The sequence below is a fragment of the Chelativorans salis genome (genome assembly GCF_025336525.1).
GTDB classification, from domain to species: Bacteria; Pseudomonadota; Alphaproteobacteria; order Rhizobiales; family Rhizobiaceae; genus Chelativorans; species Chelativorans salis.
The window spans coordinates 207,906-222,814 of the sequence record NZ_JAOCZP010000002.1 but is presented as its reverse complement, the minus strand read 5'-3'; the positions used below and the strand labels follow the sequence as shown (position 1 = coordinate 222,814).

Below are 14,909 nucleotides of genomic sequence, written 5' to 3'. Positions count from 1 at the left end.
GCAACCCACTACCGCGATAGAAGCTGCTGCAGGAATTGCTGCAACTCCGGGAAGCGGTCGGACAGGAGGGAGAGCACGCTGGCGACACCCACCACGCCGCCCGCAAGCACCAGGAGCAACCCGCCGAAGAAGGCCTTCCAAGGGTTGCGCGATAGGGCGCCTGGCGCCGTCGGCGTTTCATTGCCGGCACGCGGCAGCGCCTCCACCTCGCCCTCGACGAACCGCTGGCGCTCCACCATGCGCTCGGCGATATAACGGGTGACCTGGTCGGTCACCGACGTCATGTCCGTCGATTCCGCCAGTACTACCCGGCCCAGCCGCGTGTCGCGCAGGAAGCGGTAGGTGCGCCGGTCGCGGCCCATGGTGACGTGCGCGACGGCGTCGATCCACAAGCGTGGCTGCTCGCCGGACGAGATGACGAAGTCGAAGGCAGGATCCTCGTCAGGCACCTCGGCGAAGACGGGCTCCAGCTCCTGCGCCAGGAGTTCGAGCCGCGTGCGGCTGGCCTCCCGCATCTCGACGACCACGTCCTCGCGGTCGGCGGCGGCGTTCTTCATCTCGCGGACGGCATCGGAGAGCTTGCGCATATTGGCGATGGGAGCGACGTTCTGGGTAGCCTCGCTCATGATGGTCCTCCAGACCAGAAACTATAGTTAATCCACAGTTAACACGGGCAGGAAGGAAATTCATCCTGATTCGTTCTGCTTTCGTGCCTGTTGAAAACCGGCTTCAGCCGAGGGCACGGGCGAGGATATGCGCCATCTCTTGCGGCGCTTCCTCCGGTAGCATGTGGCCGAGATGCGGGAAGGTGTGGAGGACGAAATGCGGCGGCAGATCATGCGCCTGCCGGGCGGGCAGAACCGTATCGAGCGCCCCCCAGACAACATGCACGGGCATGGTGAGCGCGGCCAGCTTTTCGTGGGAGATGACGCCCTGGCGGCCGTCGCGGGCGATCAGGCCGCAGACGTTCCTGAGCATGGCGAGCTGACCCGGCGCGGTGCGCATGGCCTCGGCTTCGCGTACGACACCTTCCGCCACCAGGGGTCGGCGCCCGGACATGGCGGTGAGGCAGTCGCGGATATCGGCGGCATTCCCGGCTTCCGCGAGGCGCCAGAGCAGCGGCGTGTTGATCTCGGGGCCGAAGCCGCCGGGGGCGAAAAGTGTGAGCGAAAGAACGCGCTTCGGCTCGCCAATGGCCGTGAGGGCGGCAATCGCGCCGCCGAAGGAGTGGCCGGCGAGGTGGAAGCGGTCGATGCCACGATCTTCCAGGTCGGCAAGAATGGCCTTGGCGGCGGGGCCTGCCCGGCCGGCCTCGGGGAAGCCGAGCGAGCCGCCATGGCCCGGAAGGTCGTAGGCGAGCACGCCCGGACTGCCGCCGAGTGCGGCGCGCACGCCGTCCCACACGCGGTGCGTACCGGCGAAGCCGTGCAGGAGGACGAGGGGCGGCGCGCCCTCGCCCGTCCGGCTGACGTAAAGCGTCTCGTTCACCCGACGATACGGTTTGCCGCTGACGTCACCGCCTCCAGGGACGCCGTGACGATGTTGGTGTTGATACCGACGCCGAAGAGCTTGCCGCCGGGGTGCTCCATCTCGACATAGCTGACGGCCGAGGCATCCGCCCCGCGCTGCAGCGAGTGCTCGGAATAGTCCAGCACGGTCATCTCCACGCCCACATGGGCCGACAGCGCGTCGACGAAACCATCGATGGGGCCGGTGCCGGCACCCTTGATAACCGTCTCACGGCCGTTATCGAGGATAGTCGCCTCGACGATGCGCCGGCCCTTAGCTTCCGGATGCGGGAAAGTCTGGTGATCGAGGAATTTGAGCCGTCCGCCGGGCTGCTCCACGTACCGCTCCAGGAAGCGCTCGTGGATGCGCTTCGACGGCAGCTCCTTGCCCTCGGTGTCGGTGATCGCCTGGATATCCTCGCGGAACTCGACCTGCAGGTTGCGCGGCAGGTTGAGACCGTAGTCGGCCTGCAGAATATAAGCGATGCCGCCCTTGCCGGACTGCGAATTGATGCGGATGATCGCCTCGTAGGTGCGGCCGACGTCCTGCGGATCGATGGGGAGATACGGGACCTCCCACAACTCCTTGTTGGCCTGCCGAAACGCCTTCATACCCTTGTTGATGGCGTCCTGGTGGGAGCCGGAGAACGCGGTGTAGACGAGCTCGCCCACGTAAGGGTGTCGCTCCGGGATGCGCAGCTGGTTACAGTGCTCGAAGACGTCCTTGATGCGGTTGATGTCCGAGCAGTCGAGCATCGGGTCGACGCCCTGCGTGTACATGTTGAGCGCCAAGGTCACGATATCGACGTTGCCGGTGCGCTCGCCATTGCCGAAGAGCGTACCTTCTACCCGGTCGGCGCCCGCCATCAGGCCGAGCTCGGTGGCGGCAATGCCGGTGCCGCGGTCGTTGTGCGGGTGGAGCGACAGGATGATGGAATCGCGCCGGTCGAGATTGCGGCTCATCCATTCGATCTGGTCGGCGTGGATATTCGGGGTGGACATCTCCACCGTCGCCGGCAGGTTGAGGATGAGCTTGTTTTCAGGTGTCGGATCAATGATCTCGGTGACGGCGTTGCAGATCTCCAGCGCCACCTCCAGCTCGGTGCCGGTGAAGCTCTCGGGCGAATACTGGAAGCGGTAACCGCCGCCAGCCTTGGCCGCCATGTCGCTAATCATCTTGGCGGCGTCTGTGGCGATCTGTTTCACGCCGGCCACGTCCTTGCCGAAGACCACGCGGCGCTGCAACTCGCTGGTCGAATTGTAGAAATGGACGATCGGGTGCTTCGCACCCTCGAGGGATTCGAACGTGCGCGCGATCAGTTCCGGCCGGCACTGCACCAACACCTGAAGCGAGACGTCGTCGGGCACATTGCCCTCTTCGATCGTCCAGCGCGCGAAGTCGAAATCTGTCTGCGAGGCGGACGGAAAACCCACCTCGATTTCCTTGAAGCCCATGTCGAGCAGGAGAGCGAACATGCGTGCCTTGCGCTCGTGGCCCATAGGATCGATGAGCGCCTGGTTGCCGTCGCGCAGGTCGACCGAGCACCAGATGGGCGCCTTGTCGATGCGTTTGGAGGGCCAAGTGCGATCGGCAAGGCCGACTTGCGGATAGGGCTGGTACTTTCGCGGAGCGTCGGGCATGCCCTTGTGCCCTACGTTCCGATTGGCGATTTCATTCTTCGCGTCCATATCGTTCACTCCGGCGGCCGCAGGCTTGCTCCAATGCAAAGCGCCACCTGTCAAGGCTTCATTGAAAAGGTTTAGCAGGAAGGAGCGGGCCAGCGCATCCGGCGACACCGATCGCCGGGCGCCCCTTCAGCGGACCCGGCGATCGCCGATAAGGCCGAGAAGCAGCAGGCTGGAAACGAGCGCATACGTGGCCGCGCCGCGGAACGCGAACCGGCAGAAATAGCTTGTGCGCTCGATATTGAACATGGGTTTTTGATAGCCGAGGCGGTGGAACCACGCAAGAGGCAGCTTGACAGGGCGAGTACCTTTCTGTATTTCACCAACAAGCTAATTAACTTGACGGTAAAGTAAATGAAGTCAGATCCCCTCAGCGCCGCTTTCGCCGCCCTGGCCGACCCGACGCGGCGCGCCATGCTCACCCGGCTGTGCGAGGGCGAGGCGACGGTGAACGAGATTGCAGCGCCCTTCGACCTGTCGCTTCCGGCCATCTCGAAGCATCTCAAGGTTCTGGAAGGTGCGGGGTTGATCTCGCGCGGACGCGCCGCGCAGTTCCGCCCCTGCCGGCTCGAACCGGGGCCGCTCAAGGACGTGGCGGACTGGGTGGAGCGCTACCGCCGCTTCTGGGACGAAAGCCTCGACCGCCTGGACAGCTACCTGAAGGAAATCCAGCACAAGGAGAAATCCGATGACGCCTGAACTCGCCGCCGCCCGGCAGTCCGATGCGGAACTTTACATCTCGCGCCTCTTCGATGCTCCGCCAGCGCTCGTGTTCGAGGCATGGACGAAGGCGGAGCACCTCAACCGCTGGAGCTGCCCCACCGGCTTCACCGTCCCCCACTCCGAAGGTGATATCCGCACGGGCGGCTGGTTCAAGACCTGCATGCGCTCACCGCAAGGCGAGGATCACTGGCTGAGCGGCACCTATCGCGAGATAGCGCCTGAGCGTCTCGTCTTCACCCACGCCTGGCATGACGAGAACGGCCAGCCGGGCCACGAAACGGTGGTGACGGTGACGCTCAAGGAGGAAGGTGGCAAGACGCGGCTGACGCTGCACCAGGCCTTCTTCGCCTCCAAGGCCTCGCGCGACGGCCACGAGGGCGGCTGGAACGAAACGCTCGACAATCTGGCCGCGTATCTGCCGACCATGGCCGCCGGTTAAAGCGGCACTTGAGGCTTTGCTGAATCGGATTGTCAGCCAGCGCGGCCAACCGCGCGGAATGACTCGACCTTTCGCCCACAGCTCCATCCGACGGGGAGAAGGACAATGAATCGGACGACCACCGCCACACAAGACCTCGCACTTTCCATCACCCGCGTCTTCGAGGCGCCGTGTAGCCTCGTCTTCAGGGTGTGGAGCACGCCGGAGCATCTTGCCCGCTGGTGGGGGCCGAAGGATTTTTCCGTGCCGTCGGTCAAGACCGACTTCCGCGAGGGCGGCGCGTGGCGCACCTGCATCCGCTCGCCCGAGGGACAGGATTACTGGGCGAACGGGGTTTACCGCGAGATCAGCGAACCTCACCGCATCGTCTTCACCTTCACCTGGGAGGAGGAGAACGCCATGGAAACGGTGGTTACCGTGACGCTGGAAGAGATGGGAGAGAAGACACGGCTCACCTTCCACCAGACACCCTTCCCCACCCCCGAAAGCCGCGACAGCCATATGGAGGGCTGGGAGGAATGCATGGACCGGCTTGGCGCCTATGTCACTGCGCAAAAGGAGGAGATGGGATGAGGAAGACCTATCACGGAAGCTGCCACTGCAGGGCCGTGCGCTTCGAATGCCGGCTTGATCTGGCGCCGGAAGGCCAGCGCTCGGAGCCGGCGCGGGAGGGCGTCTGGTGGACATCGACCTTCCGCTGCAACTGCTCGTCTTGCTTTAAGACGCGATTCTGGAAGGCGTTCGTCGTGCCGGAGGACTTCAAGTTGCTCGAGGGCGAGGACGCGTTGATGGAATACCGCTTCGGCGAGCGGATGATCAGGCACGTTTTCTGCAGGCACTGCGGCGTCCATCCTTTCGGCAGCGCCGACTTCGATGTGATGGGCGGGGCATTTTATGCCGTCAACCTCGTCTGCCTCGACGACGCAAGCGCCGGGGAACTGGCCAATGCGCCGATCATCTACGAGGACGGGCGGCATGACGCCTGGGACAGGGCGCCGGAGGTCACGGGGTACTTGTGAAGAGGCCGGCCTCCTTGAAGGGGAGACGAGGCGCAGACGAGCCGTTGAGTACGGACGCGATGACCCCACCCGTCCCGTCGTCTGCGGCGGCCGCCCACCCTCCCCTCAAGGGGGAGGGAGAGGTGCGCCTCGCGCCATGACCTCCATATAAGCCGCATATAGCCTCTCGCGCACACTGGGGCCGACTCTTGGCCGTGCAGGCGGGGTGCCCAGATGCTCCTCGCGCAGTTCCTCCATGAACCCTTCCCAGAGCGCCGGGCCGCCCTCTTCCAATAATTGCGCACGGATCGACAATTCCTCGGTGACGGGGAGCCACTTGCGCCCCCAGGCGCCGATCATGGCAAAGACCGGCAGAAGCTCGATGCCCTTCTCCGTCAGGCTGTAGATTGCCTTCTGTTTATGGCTCGGATCATCCTCCTTGGAGATGACGCCTTCGGCCAAGAGCCGCCGCAGCCGGTCGGCCAGGATGTTGGAGGCGATTCCCTCCTCGTTCTGCGCCAATAGCTCACGGAAATGGCGGCGGTTCCCGAACATCATGTCGCGCACGATGATCAACGACCATTTGTCCCCCAGAACCTCCAGCGTGAGGTTGATGGGACAGCCCGAGCGGTGGGCGGTTTCTTCCTTCTCAGCGGCCAATTTCACGGTCTCCAAAAAAACCGGTTGCAATATAGGATCAGTTTGATAACCTGCAACCAGTTGCAAAATGCAATTGGAATTAGATGAAGTCAAGGAGAGACTGCCGTGGGAGCGCGAGGAAAGGTTTTCTGGCACGCGACAATGTCGCTGGACGGCTTCATCGCCGACCCGGAGGATCGTGTGGACTGGGTGTTCGAGTACAAGGCGCCGAACCCGGCGGCCGACGAGGCGATCCGCACCACCGGTGCCGTGCTCGCCGGCCGACGCACTTACGACGTGGGCATCAGCAAGGGCGGCAAGGTCTATGGCGGCCGCTGGAGCGGTCCGCAATTCATCATCACGCACAATCCGCCGGACCCATCGCACGATCCGGAGTTCACCTTTGTCTCGGAAGACATCGGCGCGGCGGTGTCGCGCGGGCTGGCGGCGACCGAAGGCAAGAACCTGCTCCTCATCGGCGCGTCGGTGGTGCGCCAATGTGTCGAGGCCGGGCTCGTGGACGAAGTGCTTATCCACGTCGCGCCCATCCTGCTTGGCGACGGTGTGCGCCTGTTCAGCCGGACGGGCCTGGAGCCGGTCAGGCTGGAGAGGACCGAGGTTTCGGAGGCGGGACAGATCACCAACATGCGTTTTCGCCTCGCAAAAGGGAGTGCCTGAAATGAGCATGCGCGTTGTCAGATCCGACGATGTCGAGATCGCCACCCAGGCTTTCGGCGATCCTGGGCACCCACCGGTGCTTCTGATCATGGGCGGAATGGCCTCCATGCTATGGTGGCCCGAGGCGTTCTGCCAGCACCTTGCCGCGCACGGCCGCTTCGTCATCCGCTACGATCAGCGCGATACCGGTCTCTCGACGAAATATCCGCCCGGTCAGCCGGGATACGCTTTCGACGATGCGGTCAACGACGTCTTCCGCGTGCTCGACGGTTACGGAATTTCCGCCGCCCATATTGTCGGCTTCTCTCTCGGCGGCATGGTCGGCCAGGCCGCCGCGCTGAAGCGCCCGGAGCGCGTGCTTTCGCTGACGACGATGAGCAGCACGCCGGTCGGGGTAGACACATCTCACCTCCCTCCGAGCGGCGAGGCCTGGATGGAACATATGAGCGTGGAGGCGGACTGGTCGGACCGGGCAGACGCGGTCTCATACCTGGTCGAGGATGCGCGCCTGACTGCAGGCACGGCACATCCGTTCAACGAAGCCGGGACCAGAGCCTTCATCGAACGGGATTTCGACCGCGCCGGAGGCTATCTCAGCGCCACCAATCACAGCGTCCTCTTCAACGTCGGCGAGACATGGAAGGGCCGCCTGCGCGAGATGAAGCCGCCCCTTCTCGTCATTCACGGCACGGCCGATCCGGTTTTCCCGTTCGAGCATGGCGCGACGCTGGCCGCCGAGGTCAACGGCGCCAAGCTGGTCCAGATCGAAAGCGGTGGCCACGAGCTGCACCCGGGCCATTGGGATCGGATCGTCGCCGCGATCGTCGAACATACGGGCGATCCCGCCTGACCAGAAAGAAAGAAAGAGAGTAAGTCATATCCGACAAAGGAGAAAAACGATGAGACGGTTGGCGGTTTGGAACGTGATGACGCTCGACGGCTATTTCGAAGGCAGGAGCCCTTGGGACCTCGGCTTCCACGAGACCGTCTGGGGGGACGAGCTGGAGGCGTTCTCGCTCGAGCAGGGGGAGGAGATCGGCACGCTGCTTTTCGGGCGGCGCACCTATGAAGGCATGGCCAGCCACTGGAGCAAGGAAACCGGGGCGACTGCCGACATGATGAATTCGATCGAGAAGGCGGTGGCGAGCCGCACGCTCGACGAAGCGACGTGGAACAATACCCGGCTCCTGAAGGGCGAGGCCGCGGAGGCGATCAGAGCGCTGAAGGCGGAGGAAGGCAAGGACATCTTTGTGTTCGGCAGTGCCGACCTGCTCGGCTCCCTCTTCAAGGCCGGGCTCGTCGACGAATACCGGATCTGTATAGCGCCGGTGGTGCTGGGCGGGGGAAACCCGCTGTTCAAGCCGCAGGATCAGCAGGTCAAGATGCGTCTTGAAAGCACGCGCCAGCTCAAGACGAGCGGCGTGGTGCTGACCTATGCGGTGGGCGGATAGCCCTATGTGTTTCGTCCGAAAAGGCGACCCACGTCGTCCTGTCGAGGCGGGCCTAACCTTCGCATGAGAAACGAAGTGGAGATTTCAACATGCCCACACAAAGCAGACCTGAGATCGCCCGCGCCTATTTCGGCGCCCACAGGACGAAGGACCGCAAGTTTGTCGAGGATATGCTGACGGAGGATTTCACCTTCACCAGCCCTTATGACGACGCTATCGACCAGGAGGCCTTCTTCGAGCGCTGCTGGCCGGCTGGCCAGCGCATGGCGGAAATTTCTCCAGAGCAAATTGTCGAGAACGGCGACCGTGTATTCGTCTTGTACAAGTGCCGCACTCGGGAAGGGAAGGAATTCCGCAACGTCGAGACGCTTGATTTCACTGGCGACCGCATCCGCGCCGTCAATGTCTATTTCGGCGCGGCCTATGTCGACGGGGTTTTTCAGCCCTCGTGAGGGAGCCGGCGCGTAACCTGGAACCACGGAGGAACCGAAGATGAGCTTGCCAAAAGTTGTTTCGCGAGAGGAATGGCTGGAAGCCCGCAAGACGCTGCTGGCGAAAGAAAAGGAAATGACGCGGGCGCGCGACGCATTGAGCGCAGAGCGCCGCCACCTGCCGATGGTGAAGATCGAGAAGGACTACGTCTTTGATGGGCCGGAGGGCAAGAAGCGGCTGATCGACCTTTTCGAGGGCCGGCGCCAGCTCATCATCGGCCATTTCATGTTCGATCCGCGCTGGGAGAAGGGCTGCCCGGGCTGCACGGCTGGGGCCGATGAGATCTCGGACGGGCTTTTACGTCACCTTGCCCACCGTGACACCTCCTATGCCTGTGTCTCGCGGGCGCCGATCGACAAGATCGAGCGCTACAAGGCGGAGAAAGGCTGGCGCTTCCCCTGGTATTCCTCTTACGGCAGCGACTTCAACTACGATTTCGGCGTGACGCTGGACGAAAGCCGCGGGTATGCCATCTACAACTACCGCACCAAGGATGAGCATGAGAAAGCCGGCACCGGATATTATTTCGACGGCGAGCCACCGGCCGAGGCGCCGGGTAGCAGCTTTTTCCTGCGTGTCGGCGACAGCATCTTCCACACCTATTCGATATTCGGCAGGGGCGCGGAGATGGTCGGCGGTTCCTACTACTGGCTCGACCTGACCGCGCTCGGCCGTCAGGAGGAGTGGGAAGAGCCGAAAGGGCGGGTGGAAAGCGCCCGCGAAAACGTGCCTTTCTTCGACGACTGACAAAGGATCATGCACCTATGGACATGCACCGTAGCATTCACCGGCGTTCGCTGCTGATGGGCGCCACGGCTTGCCTGGCACTCGGCGTCGCGGGCCTCGCCCGCGCCGCCGGCGACGGGACGCAGAAAAGATCGGAAATGGCCGGCACAGCATTTTCGGCAGAAGCTCTCCAAAGACTGCAGGCGGCGATGGAAGGTCATGTGGCCGACGGCTACATCCCCGGCGCCGTCTGGCTGCTTCACCGCCACGGCGAGACCCATGTCGGGACGGCCGGCACTTTCGAGCTCGGCGGTGGAGGCCGGCCTATGGCCCGCGACACGATCTTCCGCGGCTACTCCATCGGCAAGCCGGTAACGGCGGTCGCTTGCATGAAGCTGGTGGAGGATGGCGTGATCGGGCTCGACGATCCAGTGGGCCGCTTCCTGCCGGAGCTTGCCGAGCCCCGCGTGCTGAAAAGCGTCGACGCCGACATCGACGATACTGTGCCGGCCGAGCGGCCGGTGACGCTTCGCCACCTTCTCACCCAAACCTTCGGCCTCGGCGCCATTACGGTCTTTCCCGAGAAATACCCGATCCAGATGACCATGCGCGAGGCCGGCATCGCGCCGAGCTGGGTGCTGCCCAAGCTGACGCCCAACGAGTATATGGAACGGCTCGGCGCCCTACCGCTCGCTTATCAGCCAGGCGAGCGCTTCCTCTACAACAACGGGCTCGATGTCGCCGGAATACTGGTCGAGCGGGCGACGGGCAAGCGGCTTGGCGAGGTCATGGCAGAGTGGATTTTCGAGCCGCTCGGGATGAAGGACACCGGCTTCTTCGTGCCTCCGGAAAAGCAGGACCGCATGCCGCCGCAATACGGCCCGGACTTCGCCGCCGGCGACGGCACGCTCAAGGAATACGGTCCTGAGGATGGCATCGATTTCACCGAGCAGCCGCCGCTCCAGGCCGGCTCCGGAGGTCTGGTCTACACCGTCGACGATTATCTCGCCTTCGCCCGCATGATGCTGAACGGCGGCGAGCTTGACGGCACCCGTGTCCTGCAGGCGGACACAGTGGCGGAGATGACGAGGAACCAGCTCACTGAAGAGCAGCGGCGCCATTCCGACGCCGAAATCTTCATGATGGAAGGCGGCGCCGGCTGGGGCCTCGGCATGTCGGTGGCGATTGAGAAGACCATGCCGTGGCTGACGCCCGGCCGCTTCGGCTGGGACGGTGGGTCGGGCACCTCGGCCTATGCGGACCCGGAAACAGGGCTGATCGGCATCTTCTTCAGCCAGAGGATGATGGATTCTCCAGAGCCGCCAAAGACTTACGTCGATTTCTGGAATCATGCCTATGAGGCCATCCGATAGAAAAGTGCTGTCATCAAAGAAGCAAAGTTTAAGGGCGCTGTCGGACAGCGCCCTTTTTCTTCGTCCTTGATACGATGAGGCTGCCGAAGTGCCTGAAAAGGAGGAGGGAACGATGAACGTTGAAGCGGCGAACACACGAGCTCAGCGGCGCCCGTTGCGCAGTGTGGGTGCGGTGCTTCTGGGCCTGGTGGTGATCTTCGTACTGTCGCTCGGCACAGACCAGCTCTTTCACGCGCTCGGCGTCTACCCACCCTGGGGTGAGCCCATGAGCACGGGGCAATACATCCTGGCGCTCATCTACCGTATCGTCTACGCCGTGCTGGGCTCCTACGTCACTGCACGTTTCGCGCCCAGCCGCCCCATGCTGCATGCACTGATCCTCGGTATCATCGGCGTGGTGCTGAGCACCGCCGGAGCCGTTGCCATGTGGCACCTGGGCGACCATTGGTATCCGATCGCGCTGGTGCTGATTTCGCTGCCCTGCGCTTGGGCGGGCGGAGCGCTGTATCTGAAGACCGAAACTGGAGGATGACGACCATGCGCTACATGATGCTGATGATCCCCAAGGGTTACGAAAGCGCCGGACCTGAACTGGACCTGCCGCCCGATGCCGTCGACAAGATGATGAAATACAACGAGGATTTGCGTGCAGCCGGCATCCTGCGCGAACTCAATGGCCTGCATCCGCCGTCCGCCGGCGCCCGCGTCTCCTTCGCCACCGGCGAGCCGGTTGTTACCGACGGGCCGTACGCGGAGGCAAAGGAGGTGGTCGGCGGCTACTGGATCATCGACGTGCCGACGCTGCAGGACGCGATCGAATGGGCCAAGCGCTGCCCGGGCCAGCCCAACGAGACAATCGAGATCCGCCGGATCCAGGAGATGGAGGATTACACGGAAGAGGTGAAAGCGGTCGTCAACAAATATCCGGACGTGCCGTTGGGAGAGAAGGGCTGAGGCATTGCCTCAGCCCCTGTTATCGCCGTTCTTGGCCTTGTGCGCTGGCTCGACGTGGATGACCACGCGGGCACCGGGGATCTCGTCTTCCAGCGCATCCTCGATGCGGTCGCAGATGGCGTGGGAGCGCTCGACCGTCATGTCGGACGGCACCACGAGGTGGAACTCGATGAAGCGGGCGCGGCCCGCTTCGCGCGTCTTCAGGTCATGAAATTCCAGCGCCTCATCACTGTTGGCCCGCACGATGCGCTCGATCTCGGCCACTTCCGCCGGGTCAACCGCAACGTCCATCAACCCCTGGACGGAGGCGCTGACCATGTGCCAGCCGTGCCACAGAATATTGGCCGCGACGATGATGGCCATCAGCGGGTCGAGCCACAGCCAGCCAGTGGCGAGCGCCAGGAGAAGGCCGGCGATGACGCCGGCCGACGTGATGACGTCAGTCCATAGATGGCGGCCGTCGGCCACCAGCGCCGGCGAGCGGGCTGAGCGGCCAGTGCGCATGAGGACGATGGCCCAGATGCCGTTGCCGACTGCTGCAACAGCGGTGATCGAGAGGCCGATCCCCGGCGCCTCCAACGCGTGCGGCAGGTAGAAGGCGAGCGCGGCCTCGCGCAAGATGAGGAGTGCGGCGACGACGATCAGGACGCCTTCCAGCACCGCGGATAGGTACTCCGCCTTGTGGTGCCCGAAGGGATGGTTTTCATCGGCCGGGGTGTAAGCCACGCGAATGGCGAACCAGGCCGCGCCCGACGCCACGACATTGACGATGGATTCCATTGCGTCGGAGAACAGCGCGACGGAACCCGTCAGCCACCAGGCGCAGAGCTTCAGGGCAAAAATCACCATGCCGACGACGATGGACCAGAAGGACAGGCGCCTGACTGTCTTCATGGGGGTCATGGTTTGCCGCACCCTCGCAAGCTCGCCGTCACGCGCGGCCTACATCGCTCACGCCGCCTTCACCTTCGCCTTGCCCGGCAGATGGGCGACGACGTTCTCGATCATGCGCATGCCGGCGTTTTGGCCCAGCGTCATAATGGATTCGGGGTGGAACTGCACGGCCGCCACCGGCTCGCTCTCGTGCTCGATGGCCATCACCACGCCATCCTCGGTCTCCGCCGTGACGATGAATGCTTCGGGCATACGCGAAGGATCGGCGAAGATGGAGTGATAGCGTCCCACCGTCACCTCGTGCGGCAGGCCGGAAAAGACGAGGCTGTTGCCGCCGGCGCGGATACGCGAGGGCTTGCCGTGCATGGGCTCGCGTAGGTGGCGCAATTGGCCGCCATAGGCCTCCACCAGCGCCTGCAGCCCCAGGCACACGCCGAAGATCGGCAGGTTGCGCGTCCGCGCCTTGGCGATCGTCGCCGCGCAGTCGAAATCCTGCGGTGTACCCGGCCCTGGCGAAAGCACCACGATGTCTGGGTCGACGCGGTCGAAGACGGCCTCGGCCACCGGCGTGCGCACGGTGGTGACGGCCGCTCCCGTCTGGCGGAAATAGTTGGCCAGGGTGTGGACGAAGGAATCCTCGTGGTCGACAAGCAGGATTTTTACGCCCTCGCCGACCTTCGCCGCCTCTCTCGCCTCGTTTGCCATGTTGGTTTTCCCTGCTTCGCAGATGGCCGAAAGCATGGCGGAGGCCTTCAGTTCCGTCTCCGCCTCTTCCTCCGCTCCGTCGGAATCGAAAAGGAGCGTTGCCCCCGCCCGCACCTCGGCGATGCCGTCCTTGATGCGGATGGTTCTGAGCGTCAGCCCCGTGTTCATGTCGCCGTTGAAATGGACCATGCCGACGGCGCCACCATACCAGGCGCGCGGGCTCTTCTCATTGTCTTCGATGAAGCGCATGGCCCACAGCTTCGGCGCGCCGGTGACGGTGACCGCCCAGGCGTGGGAGAGGAAGGCGTCGAAAGCGTCCATGCCCTCGCGCAGGCGACCCTCGATGTGGTCGACCGTGTGGATGAGGCGCGAATACATCTCGATCTGCCGACGTCCGATGACGCGCACCGAGCCCGGCTCGCAAACACGGGACTTGTCGTTGCGGTCGACGTCGGAGCACATGGTCAGCTCCGACTCGTCCTTCTTGGAATTCAGCAGCTTCAGGATCTGTTCGGAATCGGAGATGGCATCGTCGCCGCGCTTGATGGTGCCGGAGATGGGGCAGGTCTCCACGCGCCGGCCCGACACGCGCACGAACATCTCCGGAGAAGCGCCGATGAGATACTCGCGCTCGCCCAGATTGATGAAGAAGGAATAGGGCGAGGGGTTGATCTGTTTCAGACGGCGGGAGATTTGCGAGGGACGGTTTTCGCAGCGCTCAAGGAACATCTGCCCCGGGACAACCTCGAAGAGATCGCCGCGGCGGAAGCTTTGCTTGGCCTTTTCCACCAGCTGCGCGTATTCGCCGGGCTCGTGATCGGCGCGCGGCGGCACGCGGGTTCCCGGCTGGAACGGCTCTTTGCGGCCCTCGCGCGGCAAGCCCGCAGTGGAAAAGCCGTCGCCCGAATAGTCGTAGCGGTCGTGCCAGGCCTTGGCTGCGTGGTGGTCAACGACGAGGATTTCATCCGGCAGGTAGAGGACGAGATCGCGCTGACTTTGCGGCCGATCTAGCTTCAGCTCCACGGGATCGAACTGGAAGGCGAGATCGTAGCCGAAGGCGCCGTAAAGCCCGAGATTGTCGTCGTTATCCGTGTGAAAGAGGCTCGTGACGGCCCTGAGCACGGTGAAGACCGAAGGGACACGCGAGCGCTCCTCCTCCGATACGATTTCTCCCGGCTCGGCAACGGTAACATCAAGCAGACGCGGGCTTCGCTCCGTCACGGCAACGTCCGGCAGGCCCTCGACCGCCGCCCGGAGCGCCGGCAGCATGACCTCGCCGCGCCCGTTCAGCGCCTCGATCTTCATGGCCCGTCCGTGCGCCGAGATCACGAGCGGCGGGTCGATGATGGCGGTATCCCAGCGTGTATAGCGGCCCGGATATTCATAGTTGGAGGAGAAGACGGCGCCGCGACGCGCGTCCAGCGCATCGATATAGGTGTCGATGGCGCCGCTATAAGGCGTCTCGCTGCGCGTGCGGACGACGCTTATATCGCCGGCCGTAACGAACCGCTCGCCGCCATTCTCCAAGACTTCCACGCTCATTCTCCGCTCCCTTTCAAGCGCCGCCGGGAAGCCTCATAATGAAAATGGCCGCCCGGTTTTCACCTGCGGCCAATCGTCGAAGTTGCACGCAATCACTTGCG

At 63.7% G+C, this 14,909-nt stretch carries 18 protein-coding genes; 12 read left to right on the top strand and 6 right to left on the bottom strand.

Annotation, left to right across the window (positions count from 1 at the left end):
* Positions 1-8 precede the first annotated feature (8 nt).
* The 3 genes from N5A92_RS06935 to leuA all read right to left on the bottom strand — a co-directional run bounded on the left by N5A92_RS06935 (position 9) and on the right by leuA (position 3,149).
* On the bottom strand, positions 9-626 hold the full coding sequence (locus N5A92_RS06935; RefSeq protein ID WP_260901272.1) for a hypothetical protein: 618 nt from the start codon (positions 624-626) through the stop codon (positions 9-11).
* Between the two features lie 103 nt (positions 627-729).
* A complete protein-coding gene (locus tag N5A92_RS06930) occupies positions 730-1,488 on the bottom strand; it encodes an alpha/beta fold hydrolase (RefSeq protein ID WP_260901271.1) in 759 nt (252 codons plus the stop codon).
* Positions 1,485-3,149, bottom strand: a complete 1,665-nt coding sequence (gene leuA, locus N5A92_RS06925) for a 2-isopropylmalate synthase (RefSeq protein ID WP_425248558.1) — start codon at positions 3,147-3,149, stop codon at positions 1,485-1,487. The genes N5A92_RS06930 and leuA overlap by 4 nt, the downstream gene beginning before the upstream one ends.
* 399 nt (positions 3,150-3,548) lie before the next feature.
* Here leuA and N5A92_RS06920 point away from each other — a divergent pair, with 399 nt between their 5' ends.
* The 4 genes from N5A92_RS06920 to N5A92_RS06905 all read left to right on the top strand — a co-directional run bounded on the left by N5A92_RS06920 (position 3,549) and on the right by N5A92_RS06905 (position 5,375).
* Positions 3,549-3,893 (top strand): ArsR/SmtB family transcription factor, encoded by a 345-nt coding sequence (locus N5A92_RS06920; protein ID WP_260901267.1) that lies wholly within the window; start codon positions 3,549-3,551, stop codon positions 3,891-3,893.
* Entirely contained in the window at positions 3,883-4,356 is a 474-nt protein-coding gene (locus tag N5A92_RS06915; protein WP_260901266.1) for an SRPBCC family protein, read from the top strand. The genes N5A92_RS06920 and N5A92_RS06915 overlap by 11 nt, the downstream gene beginning before the upstream one ends.
* Before the next feature lie 105 nt (positions 4,357-4,461).
* Positions 4,462-4,929 carry an SRPBCC family protein gene (locus N5A92_RS06910; RefSeq protein WP_260901265.1) on the top strand — a complete coding sequence of 156 codons (468 nt, stop codon included), beginning with the start codon at positions 4,462-4,464 and terminating at the stop codon, positions 4,927-4,929.
* Positions 4,926-5,375, top strand: a complete 450-nt coding sequence (locus tag N5A92_RS06905) for a GFA family protein (RefSeq protein ID WP_260901264.1) — start codon at positions 4,926-4,928, stop codon at positions 5,373-5,375. The genes N5A92_RS06910 and N5A92_RS06905 overlap by 4 nt, the downstream gene beginning before the upstream one ends.
* Before the next feature lie 105 nt (positions 5,376-5,480).
* Here N5A92_RS06905 and N5A92_RS06900 read toward each other — a convergent pair whose 3' ends face one another.
* The gene (locus tag N5A92_RS06900) at positions 5,481-6,014 is read right to left on the bottom strand and encodes a winged helix-turn-helix transcriptional regulator (RefSeq protein WP_260901263.1); all 534 of its coding nucleotides are present in this window, start codon (positions 6,012-6,014) and stop codon (positions 5,481-5,483) included.
* 105 nt (positions 6,015-6,119) lie between these two features.
* Here N5A92_RS06900 and N5A92_RS06895 point away from each other — a divergent pair, with 105 nt between their 5' ends.
* From N5A92_RS06895 to N5A92_RS06860, 8 genes are all read left to right on the top strand, one after another.
* Entirely contained in the window at positions 6,120-6,671 is a 552-nt protein-coding gene (locus N5A92_RS06895; protein ID WP_260901262.1) for a dihydrofolate reductase family protein, read from the top strand.
* Between the two features lies 1 nt (position 6,672).
* Positions 6,673-7,521, top strand: a complete 849-nt coding sequence (locus N5A92_RS06890) for an alpha/beta fold hydrolase (RefSeq protein ID WP_260901261.1) — start codon at positions 6,673-6,675, stop codon at positions 7,519-7,521.
* 49 nt (positions 7,522-7,570) lie between these two features.
* Positions 7,571-8,122 (top strand): dihydrofolate reductase family protein, encoded by a 552-nt coding sequence (locus N5A92_RS06885; RefSeq protein ID WP_260901260.1) that lies wholly within the window; start codon positions 7,571-7,573, stop codon positions 8,120-8,122.
* Positions 8,123-8,211: 89 nt separating this feature from the next.
* Positions 8,212-8,574: a nuclear transport factor 2 family protein gene (locus tag N5A92_RS06880; RefSeq protein WP_260901258.1), complete on the top strand. Its 363-nt coding sequence runs from the start codon at positions 8,212-8,214 to the stop codon at positions 8,572-8,574.
* Positions 8,575-8,614: 40 nt separating this feature from the next.
* Positions 8,615-9,361, top strand: a complete 747-nt coding sequence (locus tag N5A92_RS06875; protein WP_260901256.1) for a DUF899 domain-containing protein — start codon at positions 8,615-8,617, stop codon at positions 9,359-9,361.
* Between the two features lie 17 nt (positions 9,362-9,378).
* Positions 9,379-10,713, top strand: coding sequence for a serine hydrolase domain-containing protein (locus N5A92_RS06870; RefSeq protein ID WP_260901255.1), 1,335 nt, complete (start codon positions 9,379-9,381; stop codon positions 10,711-10,713).
* Between the two features lie 112 nt (positions 10,714-10,825).
* Positions 10,826-11,245 (top strand): hypothetical protein, encoded by a 420-nt coding sequence (locus N5A92_RS06865; protein WP_260901254.1) that lies wholly within the window; start codon positions 10,826-10,828, stop codon positions 11,243-11,245.
* Positions 11,246-11,250: 5 nt separating this feature from the next.
* Positions 11,251-11,667, top strand: a complete 417-nt coding sequence (locus tag N5A92_RS06860) for a YciI family protein (RefSeq protein WP_260901253.1) — start codon at positions 11,251-11,253, stop codon at positions 11,665-11,667.
* 9 nt (positions 11,668-11,676) lie between these two features.
* On the opposite strand, the gene N5A92_RS06855 is transcribed toward N5A92_RS06860, so the two are convergent.
* Positions 11,677-12,570 carry a cation diffusion facilitator family transporter gene (locus N5A92_RS06855; RefSeq protein WP_260901252.1) on the bottom strand — a complete coding sequence of 298 codons (894 nt, stop codon included), beginning with the start codon at positions 12,568-12,570 and terminating at the stop codon, positions 11,677-11,679.
* Between the two features lie 48 nt (positions 12,571-12,618).
* Positions 12,619-14,808, bottom strand: a complete 2,190-nt coding sequence (locus tag N5A92_RS06850) for an anthranilate synthase (RefSeq protein ID WP_260901251.1) — start codon at positions 14,806-14,808, stop codon at positions 12,619-12,621.
* Between the last annotated feature and the right edge of the window lie 101 nt (positions 14,809-14,909).